Raw genomic sequence first — 15,250 nt, forward strand, 5'->3', positions numbered from 1 at the left:
TCATGTCGTTTCCAGTTCGAGGTGTACTTCAAACTCTTTTTCCTCTTTGTTTTCGGTTACCTCCAACTGGTATTTTCCAGGGTAAAGTAAATCGAGGCGGCGCTGGGTATTGGCGAGGCCAATGCCATTGCTTTCATCCAAAATGGCCCTTTTGTCCGTAAACAGCGTGTTTTTCACTTCTACAAAAATCTTGTGGCCTTCCTGGCGGATCTGAATGTCGATCCGGCTCGGCTGGACGGCGCTTACTCCGTGTTTGAATGCGTTTTCAATAAAGGGTAGGAATAGCATTGGTGCGATTGAAACGTCATGGAGCGGGTTAGGCGGATCGAGGTGCACAGTTACCTTGTCGGTAAGGCGCAGCTGCATTAGCTGAATATAATCCTGTGCAAATGCGATCTCCTGGCTCAATAATACGGTACCGTGCTGGGTTTCGTACAACACGTAGCGCATCATGCGCGAGAGCTTATGCAATGCCTCGCGCGCAGCTTCCACGTCGATCACAGTGAGTGCATAAATGTTGTTTAGTGTATTGAAAAAGAAATGCGGGTTGATCTGCGCTTTCAGGAACGAGAGCTCGGAGTTGATCTTCTCCTTTTCCAGGTTCTGACGGTACTGCTTGTCGAGCTGCGCCGTGCGCACGGCGGCAACGCTGGTACTGAGCCCGATGATCATCAGGGCGGTCATCAGGGAGAAATAGTCGAGCTTGTCGTGGCGTTTTTTGTCGCCGTTCGTTTCCCGCGCCAGTTTGAATGCACGGTCCATTTGCTCGCCATGGTTGACGGCCACCTTCACTTGTTCGATCACAACCGCCAGCATGACAACCGACACGATATTGAAAAGGATAAATCTTAAATACCGGTTTTTCGCCAGAAAATTGGGGAACCAGTAATAATAGTTGAGATAAAATATTGCGACCAGCAGTGTAAACAATACCGCTTGTTTGATCCAGAAACTGACGGGGAATTCGATCTGCCAGCTGAGAGGTTGCCACATCAAGAACAGGGCCAGAAAACTCCATCCAAGTAAATGGAGGAATAACGGGGGGTATTTCCGGGCGGCGCGCGTATCCATTTAGCAATTAGTTAGTTTCAATGTGCTTTGAACGCAACACATCACTGCAATCTTACGTGGAATTTACGAAACCACCTATTCCAATCGATCAATGTACCCTGAATACCGACCGGCGGTGCATGGCAATCTATTAACGGACCAGGTATCGGGAGCGGTTTTTGTAGCATATATAAGCCTTGTTTGGAAACCGGTGTGGATTTGCGGCCCGGCTGCTGAACCGCCCGTCATTTCCAGGGTTGTATCGTTTGAAAGTGCCCTTTGATCGGCATATCCGTCCTATCTATCTATTCCTTTTTTATCCCAGAGATATAGGTTGTTATTTTGAAATTCGAAAAGTACACTTTTAAAACCCCAACCATGAAACTTGTTTTACATCTAACATTCCTGGCTGTGTTCTCAGGGCTAACATCAGCAGCATTTGCCCAATTTCCGGGCGGCGGCGGAGGCGGTGGAGGCCGGGGCGGCGGCGGAGGAGATTTCCGTGGAGGCGGCGACAGGCAGCGGCAGACGGTCATTCCGGGAACGGCAGAGGACACTCCTAAAGGTAGTGGAAAGATCACGGGCATACTCGTGGATTCGACTTCCCAAAAACCGGTGGAATTTGCAGCGCTATCTTTGGTGGATATCAAAACCAACAATCCTATCGACGGTACCACTACCGATGAAAAGGGCGCATTTACGCTCACGAAAGTGGCGTCAGGTAACTTCAAGATCCTGATTTCCTTTATCGGCTATAAAACGAAGACGATCAATAATGTAAAAATCGATCGGAAGACGGAGCTGAACCTGGGTTCGGTAACGCTGGTGCCGGATGTGGTTCAGCTCAATGAAGTCGAAGTGGTGGGAATGGCGCAGATGATTGAAGAAAAAGTCGACAGGCTGGTTTATAATGCAGAAAAAGACATTACCAGCAAAGGCGGTGATGCTTCGGACGTGATGAAAAAGGTGCCTATGCTGACCGTCGATCTCGATGGTAACGTTTCGCTTCGCGGTAGCTCCAACGTGCGCGTGTTGATTAACAACAAGCCTTCGACCATTATCGCGACGAGTGTGGCCGATGCATTGAAGCAGATTCCGGCGGATATGATCAAGTCGGTGGAAGTGATTACTTCGCCTTCTGCGCGCTACGATGCCGAAGGGTCTGCGGGGATTATCAATATTATCACCAAGAAAAGCACGATCCAGGGCGGTACGCTCAACCTTGATACGGGTATTGGTAACCGTGGTTCGAACCTTGGCTTGCGCGGCAATTACCGTGTTGGCAAAATGGGTTTCAGCCTCGGTGGTTTTGGCCGGTTCAATTATAATATGCCGGGTAAATCGGAGAATAAGCAGGTTGGAAAACTGAGCCCGTTCTCGGTTCTTCAGACAAGTGATTCTAAAAATAAAATGGCTTTCGGTTCATACAATTTCGGATGGGACTGGGAGATCGACGCTAAAACATCTTTGTCGGCCGGTGTACGCTATGGAATGCGGAATGCGAAAGTCGATCAGGAACTTTACACTTACAATACGGTAAACGATACGACAAAAACCAGCTTCCGCGACGTGAACAGCAAGGATCTTTCCGGTACCTGGGACGTGAATGTGGATTACATGAAAACATTGGGCAAAGCAGGCCAGGAGTTGAGCATTTCAACACAGTACAGCCGTAACAACCGGACCAACGACTACGATGCGGATGTATACTCATTGAATAACACGCAATTGAAGGAACTGCTTGGGGCACAGGGTAATAACAATAGCAGCCATAACCAGGAAAGTACCGTTCAGGTCGATTACCAGACGCCTATCAAAGACAACCAGATGTTAGAGCTCGGTGGTAAAGGAATTTTCCGTCAGGTTGTGAGTAACTATGATTATTACAGCGAGGTTGGGCAAGCACAACCAGCCAGTAATCTGAACTATGACCAGAATGTCGCTGCCGGATATTTATCCTATACTTACACTACTAAAAGCAAGTTTACCGTCAAGGCGGGTACGCGTTACGAATACACGAGTATCGACGCGCAACAGGGCGAGGCGGGTGATTTGAAACTACCGGCTTACGGCAACCTCGTGCCCAGTATTAACCTCTCGCAGGTTTTCGGGAAAGGGCAGACCATTAAACTGGCCTATAACCGCCGTTTGCAACGCCCGGGTATTCAGTTCCTGAACCCCAACCTGAATGCTGCCAACCCGCAGAACGTAACAGTGGGTAACCCAAATCTGAAGCCGGAGCTTACCGATCAGGTAGAATTGGGTACGAGCTTCTTCAAAAACTCGATGTACATCAACGTTTCGACATTTGCGCGGTTCACCAATAGCTCCATCGAAAGCATCCGTACTACCAGCGACCAGGGCGTGATCACGACGACTTACGGCAACATCGGCTCGAAAAAGAACTACGGTGCCAACATTTTCGGAAACGTGACATTCTTCAAAAGATGGCAGCTGGGCGGCGGTTTCGACTTCTATTATGCCGATCTGTCGAACAACAGCCCTGATCCAGCATTGCAGAACTCCAACAGCGGCTTCGTGTTGAGCGGTCGTATGCGGACAAGCCTTACCATCAAAAACGGCTGGGGCTTGCAGGCGGGTGGGTTCATGCGTGGGCGGGATGTGCAGCTCCAGGGAACGCAAGCCGGTTTCAGAATGTACGATTTCGGTATCCGCAAAGATTTCAAGAACAAGCGCGGAAGCATCGGTTTTGCCATGGAGAACTTCCTGGCGCCGTCGTTCAAAATGGAGACGAGCCTGGAATCGAAAACATTTACCCAGAACAACACCAATTACCTGTTTAACCGCGGTTTCCGCGTGAACTTCTCTTACCGTTTTGGTAAAATGACTTTCGTGGAGCAGAAAACGCGCCGCAAAAAATCCGTGAATAACGACGACCAGAAAAGCGATGGCGGAGGTGGTATGGATGCTGGCGGAGGTGCTGGTGGCGCACAAGGTGGTGCTCCAACGCCGGCAGTTATTCCAGCAGCAGGCGGACGTGGCGGTCAGGGAGCAGGCGCTCCCGGAATGGCTCGCCCGCAGGGCGCACGGCCCGCTGCCGACAGCACAGGCCGCCCGGTTCGGCAGGGCAACTTCCCCGGACAGCCAGGAACACGCCCGGATTCGACTATGAAACGTGATTCTACACAATTCAGGCCGGATTCAACACGGGTACGTCCTGACAGCAGTGCAGTTCGCCCCGACAGTACCGCTCGCCCGGCATTGCCGACTGCACCGGTGAAACAAGATTCCACCGCATTGCCGACGAAACCAGCCACACCGGCCGATTCGACGAAGAAAGACTAGTCTAGTATTGTATCATAAACGAGAGAAGCCCGGTTGATATCAGCCGGGCTTCTTTCGTTTAACAAAGTTTTATAGCGAGCCGTTTTGCTGCTTAATGCTTGCCAGAATGCGGTCGGCACCGGCTGCGAGCAATTCTTCTGCCAGTGCTGTGCCCAGCTCCTGTGGAAATGCATGCCCGCCGCTCTCGGCTTTGCGGATGAGTTCCTTGCCGTCTAGGCTGATGATCCCGCCGGTCATCCGGATTTCCTCGTCGTGCAATGTCGCCATACCGAAAACCGGGATACTACAACCGCCCTGGAGGCGTTTCAGGAATGCCCTTTCGGCAAGCAGGCAGGTTTCGGTTGGCTCGTGGTTGAGTAGTTCGCGGAGCTTGCTTTTCTTTTCAGCGTCTAATAAAACAGCGCATTCGATGGCAACGCTGCCCTGGCCAACTGCGGGTGTAAACTCGTCGAGAAGCAGATGCTCGGCTATCTTGTCGTCGTACTCCATGCGGTGCACGCCCGCGTAAGCGAGCAGGAGGGCGTCGCATTGGCCTTCCTCCAACTTGCGGAGGCGGGTTTGCAAGTTTCCGCGCATATCCACTGTTTTGATATGCGGGTAATAATGTTTCAGAACCGCTACCCGGCGCGTCGACGATGTTCCTACTGTAAACGACTCGCCGCTTTTCAGCGATAATGTGGTATCGTGGCTGACGAGCACATCATTCGCCTGCTCGCGCTCGGTGAATGCGACGATTTCAAATGCGTCATCCAGTTGCGATTGCAAGTCTTTGGCGCTGTGGACGGCGATATCGATCCCGCCGCTGCGAAGCTGATCTTCCAGTTCTTCCGTAAAAACTCCTTTGCTACCGATTTTGGAAAGCGACCGGTCAAGGATCTTGTCGCCCTTTGTTTCAATTATAACGATCTCTGTCTCAATACCGCCCCGTTGCAACAGCTCCTCGACATAATATGCCTGCCAAAGTGCGAGTTTACTCCCGCGGGTTCCTATTTTTATATGCATGGTAATAAAATGATCCTAAACGATATCAACTCAAAGGCGAAGTTATGCCATAAGTGGGAAACTGCCGCGTGAAATCTTACAGTTCCCGTATTCTCCTTTTTAGGCTCAGGTTTTAGTGGATTGAGAGAGAAAATACCCGTAAATTAACACAATCAAAATCAGCACTATGGAAACCAAAGGCCTCATCTTCATCCCCGATATCAGCGGCTTCACGCAGTTTATGCATGAAATCGAGATCCTGCATGGCCGGCAGATTATCCAGGAATTGTTAGAAACACTTGTGAATGCGAACCAGATCGGCCTGGAAATCTCTGAGATCGAGGGCGATGCGATCCTTTTCTTCAAATTTGGGGAAGCACCGGAGCTTGAAACACTGTACCGGCAAGTCGAGAAGATGTTCTGTGATTTTCATAAATACCTGATCGCCTTCGACAACCGCCGGTTTTGCCAATGCAAGTCCTGCATTTCGGCGATCAACCTCACATTGAAAGTGGTAGCACATTATGGCGAGTTTACCACTTATCAGGTCAAGGATTTCAAAAAGCTGATTGGAAAGGATATTATCGTGGCGCACCAGCTGCTAAAAAATGATATCGAACAGCATGAGTACTGGCTGGTAACCCAAAATCTGCTGAACGGGCAAAACCCCGAATACTTTACTGACGGTATGAAATGGCAGCCCGGCTCAAAAACGACCGAAAATGAGCAAATACCTTTTCAATACACCCAGATAGGCTATTTGAAGGACAGCATTCCACCGTACAGACCACCATTGCTGGAACCGAAGGAGAAGGTCAAAATGGTGTCGGTTTCAAGAGAATATGATGCGAATATCAAAAAAGTTTTCTTTACCTCCGGTCACCTGGAACTGCGTTCTCACTGGCAGGATGGTGTGAAATCGATCGAAGAGCTGGATCATTTTATTCCGGGTGTGGGATCGCGCCACCGGTGCGTCCGTGAGGACTGCGAAACGGTCATGTACGCCAGCGGATTTTCGTACGATCCCGAATCCCGGGTCATTTTCAGTGAATCCGATGAGAAGTTCACGAGTGCGCTCTATTTTGTGCTCGATAAGCTGAGCGAGAACCGCACGCGCCTCAGTCTGGAATATTATCTCAAAAAAGATCCTTTAAAACAACTTTCGTTCAGATTCTTCAAAAAGGATAAAATGGAAGCCGAATTCCGGAAATCGCTGGCCAATCTCGAAAGGCTGCTCCCGGAAATTACCTTACCGATTGATTTTTAAACCCCGACCGTATCGCTCTCGTCTGTAACAATCTTGTCTTCAATATAAGACACGATCAGCGACGCAATGTCGATCCCGCTTACCTCCTCGATGCCTCGAAGTCCCGGCGAAGAATTCACCTCCATTACTAGTGGCCCCCGCTCGGATTGCAGCATATCCACCCCGGCGATTTTTACGCCCAATGCCTTAGCCGCTGCAATAGCCGTGTGCTCTTCTTCGGGCGAGAGTTCGATCATGCAGCCGGAGCCGCCCCTGTGAAGGTTGGAACGGAAATCACCCTCGGCGCCCTGGCGCTTCATAGCGGCGATCACCTTATTGCCGATCACAAATGCGCGGATATCGGCCCCTTTGGACTCTGCCACGTATTCCTGGATCAGGAAGTTGGCCCTCAGGCCGTAGAATGCCTCGATGGTCGATTTGGCAGCTTTGATCGTTTCAGCGAGCACCACGCCTACGCCCTGTGTGCCTTCCAGCAGTTTGATGATCACCGGGGGGCCGCCTACCATATGAATGAGCTCGTTGACTTGCGCAGGATTTTTGGCAAAAACCGTCTTCGGAATGTCGATACCGGCCTTCGCGAGTACTTGCATGCTACGCAGCTTGTCGCGCGAGCGTAGGATGGCTTGCGATTTTACGGTGGTAAATATTTTCATCAATTCGAGCTGACGCACTACCGCGCAGCCGAATGCATTTACCGAAGTGCCGATCCGTGGAATGACGGCGTCGATACCGCTGAGGGGCTTGCCTTTGTAAATTACGGTCGGCTTGCCGCCTTCGATCATGACAAAGCATTTGACGTGGTCGATCACAACCGCTTCGTGTCCCTTTTGTTTGATTGCCTCCACCAGACGCCTGGTTGAATACAGGTCCGGATTGGTGGATAATACGGCGATTTTCATAAAAATGTTTTTAGAAAATGTGGAGGTTGGGGCCGTGGCCGAGGGTTATGCACCCTAAGCTGAGGTTTGAGGTAGTTTTTGGGAACGAGTTGGTGCCAGCGAATGCCTTGCCGCCGACAGGTTCTTTTTGGAAACATCCACGATGAACCTGTTTTTGAGCAGTTTTCGCCCGAGTAGTATGGGGTAGCTCATTTTCTGCCGGTTGGCCAGCGAAAATTCGGTACGTATTTTCCGGCCGAAGAGCCTGATCGGTGTCTTGATCACGAACCGTTTTTCTTCCTTCCCGAAGGAATTCCGGATCACGGTTTCTTTGAAATCGGTTACTATAAAGAAATGTTGAGGTGCCCCCCGCTTGGCGTCGAGGTATATATGGAGCTCTTTGCTCCCTTCTTTTTCTACAAGTTTCACGCGCGAACAATGAATGGCAGAGGTTGCCGCACCGGAATCCACTCGCACAGGTACATTATGCCAGCCCAATTCCGGTAAGTCCGCCATATCGGTCGCGCCGATAATTTCCAATGGACGTTTCATCTGCGTTGAAAAAACTGGGCGACCGTCAGCGACAGGTCCAGAAACACCATTTTGGCCCGCACGTTGCGCTCAATGTGGTAATAGGCCGTATTCACTTCCCCGATCATCCTTTCCAGCGACTCAAAATTGACGGTTTTGGAAAAATTCTGCACGAATGTAAGCTCTTCCTGCGGAACGCGCAAAAGCTCGCCAGCGCCGTGGCTCCACACGAGCATATCCCTGAACAGCCGCAATGCATATTCAAGCAGGCCTTTTTGCTTTTCCTTACTCATGACGTCGTAATTGTCGGAGAGTTTGACCAAATGCGCCACATCGAATTTATAAGAAGATCGCATCCAGTCCGCAAACCATGCCGAACGGTCATCCTGCTCTTCCTGAACGAGTTTCAGCGCCTCGGCCATGTTTCCGTCGGACAGGAATGCTACCTGGTTGGCCATCGCATCGGTCGCATCGTTTTGTTTCAGGTAGGTTTTGATTTCCGAATCCGTGAATGCCGGAATGGTAATACGCTGTGTCCGCGAAATGATGGTAGTCAGCAATTTGTCCGATTGGTCACTTATCAAAAGGAACAATGTTTTTTCAGGCGGTTCTTCGAGAATCTTCAAAATGGCATTCGAAGAAGCCGCATTCATAATGTCGGGCTTCCAGATTAGCAGGATTTTGTACTCGCCTTCGTAGGCCTTCACCGACAATTTTCTCAAAATCCCGCGTGCTTCTTCTACCGAAATATTTCCCTGCTTGTTGTCTGCGCCGATGTGGTCGAGCCAGTCGGGCAGGACGCGGTAGGGGTTTTCCAGCAAAAATGAACGCCAGAGCGGCAGGAATGCCTCACTGGTTTTACCATCAACTTTTTTGGAGGTGGCAATGGGAAATATGAAATGAAAATCCGGGTGAATGAGCTTGCTCATCTTCGCGCATGACGCGCAGGTGCCGCAGGCGTCTTCTTCGTTCCTGTTTTCGCAATTAATATAGGTAGAGAATGCCAGCGCCATGGCCAGGCCAGCGCCGCCGGTGGGGTAATCGAATAGCTGGGCGTGGGCCAGATGGCTGTTCCGGACCGAGCGCCGCAATGTCGCTTTGATATTTTCAAGTCCCGGAATATCTCTGAAAAGCACGATTTTAAATCAATTAATAAATGGGTAAAAGCCTGTTAGCTGCGCTGGGATTGGGTCTCTTGCAAAACCGCACTCATAATGTCTTCTTCTATCTTCCCGAATGGAACTCCCCGGCGGCTCACCGTGTCGCTCGCTACGGCAAATGCTTTGTCAAAACGATATTCGCAATAGCCCTCGGTCGCTCCGCCCCAGGAGAAAGAGGGGATGTGTTTGGCCTGGAATCCCGCGCCGAATACGTTCACACTTACGCCAACAACCGTCCCGGTGTTGAACATGGTCGAAATTCCTGCTTTGGAATAATCGCCCATCATCAGCCCGCAGAAGATCAGGCCGGTATCAGCCAATGTATTGGTAGCATAGCTATGCAGCTTGACGTTCGTGTGATCGTTTTTTAAATTCGAGTTATTGGTATTGGCCCCAAGGTTGCACCATTCTCCCAAAACCGAATTACCCAGGTAGCCGTCATGCCCTTTATTGCTATATCCAAACACCACACAATTACTCACTTCGCCGCCCACTTTGGATGAAGGTCCAACGGTCGTATTCGGCCGTATCTTCGTTCCCTGCGCTAAAACACCATTTTCGCCGATGGCAAATGGCCCCTGGATCATCGAACCTTCCTGGATCAATGCATTCTTACCAATGTAAATAGGGCCGTTCTCCGCATTTAGTATGGATGCTTTGATCACCGCGCCTTCTTCCACGAAAATATGCTCTTGTTTATAGCAATGCGTAAACGGATCATTAATACCTACCGATTTTCTAACGGAAACAATGCGTTCGTAATCGGCTTTAATCTGCGCACCATTCTGGCCAAAAATATCCCACACATTGCGGACCATGGTAAATGGCTCGGCATATTGCACAACCGACAGGCTTTTGGTGCCTTCCGACGCTTTCCAGGCGTCATACGTGCGTACGGCCAGTATCTCGCCCTTATCGGACACGAGTGCATTGCCGTGCGGTAAGCCTTTAACAATGCCGGTCAGATGTTCATCCGGGCATAACGCGCCGTTGATATACAGGTTATCACCCGAAGTGTGCTCTGGAAATTTGGCGGCAAGGTAAGTTTCCGTTTGGAACGAAACCGTGGTGTGGCATCTGTCGGCCCATTTCTCGGCCAGTGTGTGAATGCCGCACCGGATGCCGGCGACTGGTCTTGTATAGGTAAAAGGTAAAAGCTGGATTCTTATTTTGGGATCGTCGAACAGAATGGTACTGGGCATAAATTAAATCGTATGTGCCTGCCAAAGTTCGGGCATTTTATTGGTTACGGCAAAAAAAGAAGCAGTCTCCCGGACATATTTGTCGGGAGACTGCCACCGTATTTTTTCGTCGTCCTGCTGTGTTCGACCACGCAGGAAAAAGTCAATGCGTCGCTTATTTTCCGTAACGCTTTCTGAACTTGTCAACGCGACCAGCTGTATCAACCAGTACGTTCTTACCAGTGTAGAAAGGGTGTGATTGCGAAGAAACCTCGACTTTGTACACAGGGTAGCTTTTGCCATCTTCCATGGTAACGTTTTCAGAAGTCTCTATGGTAGAGCGAGTAATGAATTTAAAGTCGCTTGATAGATCCCAGAAAACTACTTCTCTGTAATTGGGATGAATATCTTTTTTCATTGGTATATGGTATTATTTGTTTCTATACGGTTTTCAAAAGGATTGCAAAAGTAAAAAATCCTGACTTGTAAATCAAGTATTGAAACGCTATCTTTTTTAATATTAATGCAATACGGCGGAAATTAATGTACTAAACTTCACTGAGTTGTTGTTTGAGCACTTCGACGCCGCGTTTAGCTTCCTTCTCGAAATCGGTATACACGAAGCATTCGATCGAAAGCCCGCCTTTGTAGCCGATTTTCTTCAATGCCCCCAGGTAGGCCCTGAAATCGTCGCCTTTCACGCCCGGTGGCGTGCGTTTTTCCTTCTCCGCAATATGGCAATGCACAATATGCTTACCATATTTAACGATTTCGGAAGCAGGTTCGTCCTCCTTCAACATATGGTATATATCGCAAAGCAGCTTCACGCGCGGGCTTTTAACTGCATCCACAATTTCAACGCCTTCGGCCAGGCTGTTGATGAAGTTGGTTTCTCCGCGGTTCAAAGGCTCCACGGCGATGGTAACCCCGTATTTTTCGGCGAGCGGGGCCATTTTCTGGGTTAATTCAATGTGCTGCGCCTTCGCCTTCGCGCGGTCGAAACCCTCGGGGATGATTCTGGAAGCACCACTTCCGAATACGACAAATTGTGAGCCGCATTCCTTGGCGCGTTTCAATACGGTCTCCGTTCTTTGGAGGATCGCCTCGTGGTTCGCTTCGGGACCCAGCGTCTTAAGGCTCGCCGGGAGCAGGATCACGTATGACTTAATAGGAAAGTGCTCGCTTTTCAGTTGTTGGAGGTTCTTCTCGTAGCCGGCATCGCCACCTTCCGGAATCAGAAAGCCCGCGACAGACTCCTCTATATATGAACATCCCGATTTTCTCAGAAACTCGGCCTTGTCGTATGCCGCATACACGCCTAGTGGAATGTTGTAAGCCGGGCTTCCGGCCGCTTTGGCCATGGCTTCGGTAATCGATCCGCCCAGCGCAAGGCCAGCCACCATTCCGGAGGTGGTTTTGAGGAACGTCCGACGTTCGGCTTGTTCGATAATTGTGTTCATAATTATATTGTTTAGCGTCTGTTAGTTAAAATTTTATGCAGGATTGATAGGCGTTAGTTTTTGTAAAGTTTACAAGATTAGATTTATTCTAAATAGTTGATAACTTCTAATATATTGATTTTCAATGTGAAAAGTGGAGTTCCGAAAAAAGGAGTTAAAAAAAAATGAAAAAATGTTTGCAAATTTTTGAATCTCATTTTGATGAAAAAATTTTCTCAGATTTAAATTTCTGTAAATAACTAGTTATTAGTTTCTTAACAATTTGATAACTTGTATTATGACGATAAACCCGGTTTTTGTAGCGAAATACTGATTGCGTTTGTGATTAATTTAATGTTATTTCAAGAGATTTTTAGTTGCACCTCCGAGTCCAATTCCAAGAATATACATCACTAACGTTCTATCAAACACCACATTCTATGTCTATGTATGTCATAAAGCGTGACGGCCGCCGCGAATCCGTGAAATTCGACAAGGTGACTGCCCGCATAGAGAAACTGAGCTACGGCCTGGACGCTGCTTATGTTCAGCCCGTGGAAGTAGCCAAGAAGGTTGTTTCCGGTATTTACGATGGCGTTACAACCGCCGAGCTGGATAACCTTGCTGCCGAAACCGCAGCTTCCATGACCACCAAGCATCCGGATTATGCAATCCTGGCTGCCCGCGTCGCTATCTCAAACCTCCATAAGAACACATTGAAGTCGTTTTCGGCTACAATGAAGCGTCTTTATACATATATAGATGCCAAAACCGGTGAAAATGCATCGTTGATCTCCAAGGAGGTTTACGAGGTGATCCGGCAGCATGCGTCGCTGCTCGACTCTACTATTATATATGACCGCGACTATTCCTACGATTATTTCGGCTATAAAACCCTTGAAAAGTCGTATTTACTGAAAGTTGAAGGGAAAATTGTCGAGCGCCCGCAGCATATGCTCATGCGTGTAGCGATTGGTATCCACCAGGAGGATGTTCAGGCCGCAATCGAGACATATCATTTGCTTTCGGAAAAATGGTTTACCCATGCCACGCCTACCTTGTTCAATGCAGGTACACCGAAGCCGCAAATGTCGTCATGCTTCCTGCTGACGATGAAGGAGGACAGTATCAATGGTATTTATGATACCCTTAAAAACTGCGCGTTGATTTCGCAGTCGGCCGGCGGTATCGGTTTGAGCATTCACGACGTGCGTGCGACGGGTACATATATTAAAGGAACAAACGGGCAATCGAACGGTATCGTACCGATGCTCCGCGTGTTCAACGACACGGCGCGTTACGTGGATCAGGGCGGCGGCAAGCGCAAAGGTTCTTTTGCCATATATATAGAACCATGGCATTCGGATATCTTCGATTTCCTGGATCTGAAAAAGAACCACGGGAAAGAAGAGCAGCGTGCGCGCGACCTTTTCTATGCATTGTGGATTCCGGATTTGTTCATGAAGCGTGTGGAAGCGAATGACACCTGGTCGTTGTTCTGCCCGCACGAATGTCCGGGACTGGCGGATACGCACAGCGACGAATTCGAAAAACTGTACGAACAATACGAGCGTGAAGGCAAAGCGCGCAAGACTATCAAGGCACAAGACCTCTGGTTCGCCATCATGGAGTCGCAGATTGAGACAGGTACGCCCTATATGTTGTATAAGGATCATGCGAACAGCAAATCCAATCAACAAAACCTGGGTACCATCAAGTCTTCGAACCTTTGCACGGAGATCATCGAATATACTGCTCCCGACGAAGTAGCGGTTTGTAACCTTGCCTCCATCGCATTGCCGAAGTTTGTGGAGCAGGGGGCGGATGGGTTCCTGCGCTTCGATCATCAGAAATTGTACGAGATCACGAAAGTGGTAACGCGCAACCTGAACAAGATTATCGACCTAAACTTCTATCCTGTTCCGGAAGCCGAGAAGAGTAACAAGCGCCACCGCCCGATCGGCATAGGGGTGCAAGGTCTGGCGGATGCATTCTGTATGATGCGCATGCCATTCGACTCCGATGAGGCACGCCAGCTGAACAAAGATATTTTCGAAACGATCTATTACGGATCTATGGAAGCTTCGATGGAGCTCGCCATGCAGCACGGCCCTTACGAAACCTGGGCCGGCAGCCCAATCTCGCAAGGGGTGTTCCAGTTCGACATGTGGAATGTGAAACCCGAGAGCAAGCGCTGGAACTGGGAGAAGCTGAGAAAAGATGTAGTACAAAACGGTGTACGGAATTCATTGCTGCTCGCGCCAATGCCAACGGCGTCAACCAGCCAGATACTCGGCAACAACGAATGCTTCGAGCCATTCACTTCCAATATATATGTAAGAAGGGTATTGTCGGGAGAATTCGTGGTTGTGAACAAGTATCTCTTGAAAGACCTTGTGCGGCTAGGCTTGTGGAGCGAGGAGATGAAGAACAACCTCGTTCGCGCCAGCGGATCGGTACAAGCCATCCCGAACATCCCGGAGAACATCAAGGAGCTCTATAAAACAGCATGGGAGATCAAGCAGCGCAGCCTACTCGATATGTCGGCAGACAGAGGTGCATTCATTTGCCAGTCGCAGTCGCTGAATATCTTCATGGAAGAGGCGAATTTCGGCAAGCTGACTTCGATGCACTTCTATGCATGGAAAAAGGGTCTCAAAACCGGTATGTATTACCTGCGTACCCGTGCGGCGTCGGATCCGGTTCAATTCACCGTCAGCAAACAGGCCGAGCCGCAACTCGAACCTGCAATTGCCGTGGTGGCCGAGAAAGAACTGAACTACGCGCAATACGCGGAGGAGCACGCCAAGCCTGCAGCGCCGCGTGATAATCGCTCCGACATGCAATGCTCCCTCGACGATCCGGAAGGATGCGAGGCTTGTGGATCGTAATTAAGGTTAAAATCACAATAGCGAAGAGGTGTCTGATCATAGGTCGGGCACCTCTTTCATTTTCGGGCGTTGGTATTTTCAATCTTGGCGGCACCAGCGTTTCCACTTTCCATAATGGGATGTGGTAATACATTGCTGGTTGTGTTGTATTAATAAATGGAAAAATTGGACGTGTTGGAATCAGCTTTCCGCCACTTGAAATAGGGTGAGAAAGGGAGGGGGAAAAACTTCAATTTTTTTCGAGTTGTAGCAATTTGTTTATCAATCGGTTAGTGAGATTTTGGGAAAAAGATTACAAAATATTTGCGACTAGCACTTGCATGTTAAAAATAAACCCTGCACTTTTGCACTCCCAATCGGGAATAACGGTAACGAAAACGATCGGTACCACTAGTTCTGAGAAGATTCAGAGCAAAGTTCTTTGACATGATGAAGAGAGCAAGAAGATAGGTTCGTTAGAAACATTGGTCGGTTTCTTCGGAAACCAGACTGCAACAAAATTTACAATGGAGAGTTTGATCCTGGCTCAGGATGAACGCTAGCGGCAGGCTTAATACATGCAAGGC

The 15,250-nt window shown here is 49.2% G+C and carries 11 protein-coding genes and 1 rRNA gene; 4 read left to right on the top strand and 8 right to left on the bottom strand.

Going from position 1 to position 15,250, the window contains the following annotated elements:
• Window positions 1-1,071, bottom strand: coding sequence for a sensor histidine kinase (locus IEY24_RS31690; protein WP_188939309.1), 1,071 nt, complete (start codon window positions 1,069-1,071; stop codon window positions 1-3).
• 357 nt (window positions 1,072-1,428) lie between these two features.
• On the opposite strand from IEY24_RS31690, the gene IEY24_RS31695 reads away from it, so the two are divergent.
• Window positions 1,429-4,356: a TonB-dependent receptor gene (locus tag IEY24_RS31695; RefSeq protein WP_188939310.1), complete on the top strand. Its 2,928-nt coding sequence runs from the start codon at window positions 1,429-1,431 to the stop codon at window positions 4,354-4,356.
• A 69-nt stretch (window positions 4,357-4,425) separates the two neighbouring features.
• On the opposite strand, the gene hemC is transcribed toward IEY24_RS31695, so the two are convergent.
• Window positions 4,426-5,358, bottom strand: a complete 933-nt coding sequence (hemC, locus tag IEY24_RS31700) for a hydroxymethylbilane synthase (RefSeq protein ID WP_188939311.1) — start codon at window positions 5,356-5,358, stop codon at window positions 4,426-4,428.
• Window positions 5,359-5,524: 166 nt separating this feature from the next.
• On the opposite strand from hemC, the gene IEY24_RS31705 reads away from it, so the two are divergent.
• On the top strand, window positions 5,525-6,604 hold the full coding sequence (locus tag IEY24_RS31705) for a DUF2652 domain-containing protein (RefSeq protein WP_188939312.1): 1,080 nt from the start codon (window positions 5,525-5,527) through the stop codon (window positions 6,602-6,604).
• Here the strand turns inward: IEY24_RS31705 and rimK are convergent.
• The 6 genes from rimK to IEY24_RS31735 form a co-directional block, all read right to left on the bottom strand.
• Complete coding sequence (rimK, locus tag IEY24_RS31710; protein ID WP_188939313.1) at window positions 6,601-7,503, bottom strand: 30S ribosomal protein S6--L-glutamate ligase; 903 nt, start codon at window positions 7,501-7,503, stop codon at window positions 6,601-6,603. The two genes, IEY24_RS31705 and rimK, sit on opposite strands and share 4 nt — an antisense overlap.
• Before the next feature lie 54 nt (window positions 7,504-7,557).
• On the bottom strand, window positions 7,558-8,034 hold the full coding sequence (locus IEY24_RS31715) for an ATP-dependent zinc protease family protein (protein ID WP_188939314.1): 477 nt from the start codon (window positions 8,032-8,034) through the stop codon (window positions 7,558-7,560).
• A complete protein-coding gene (locus IEY24_RS31720) occupies window positions 8,031-9,149 on the bottom strand; it encodes a DNA polymerase III subunit (protein ID WP_188939315.1) in 1,119 nt (372 codons plus the stop codon). The genes IEY24_RS31715 and IEY24_RS31720 overlap by 4 nt, the downstream gene beginning before the upstream one ends.
• Window positions 9,150-9,184: 35 nt before the next feature.
• Window positions 9,185-10,375: a putative sugar nucleotidyl transferase gene (locus IEY24_RS31725; protein ID WP_188939316.1), complete on the bottom strand. Its 1,191-nt coding sequence runs from the start codon at window positions 10,373-10,375 to the stop codon at window positions 9,185-9,187.
• A 154-nt stretch (window positions 10,376-10,529) separates the two neighbouring features.
• Window positions 10,530-10,772, bottom strand: a complete 243-nt coding sequence (locus IEY24_RS31730; RefSeq protein ID WP_188939317.1) for a type B 50S ribosomal protein L31 — start codon at window positions 10,770-10,772, stop codon at window positions 10,530-10,532.
• Window positions 10,773-10,902: 130 nt separating this feature from the next.
• Window positions 10,903-11,814: a sugar phosphate isomerase/epimerase family protein gene (locus IEY24_RS31735; protein WP_188939318.1), complete on the bottom strand. Its 912-nt coding sequence runs from the start codon at window positions 11,812-11,814 to the stop codon at window positions 10,903-10,905.
• A gap of 425 nt (window positions 11,815-12,239) precedes the next feature.
• Between IEY24_RS31735 and IEY24_RS31740 the strand changes: the two genes are divergently transcribed.
• Entirely contained in the window at window positions 12,240-14,684 is a 2,445-nt protein-coding gene (locus IEY24_RS31740) for a ribonucleoside-diphosphate reductase subunit alpha (protein ID WP_188939325.1), read from the top strand.
• 503 nt (window positions 14,685-15,187) lie between these two features.
• Window positions 15,188-15,250: ribosomal RNA gene (locus IEY24_RS31745) — 16S ribosomal RNA — on the top strand; the annotation flags it as partial.

The organism is Dyadobacter endophyticus, from assembly GCF_014641595.1.
Lineage (GTDB): Bacteria > Bacteroidota > Bacteroidia > Cytophagales > Spirosomataceae > Dyadobacter > Dyadobacter endophyticus.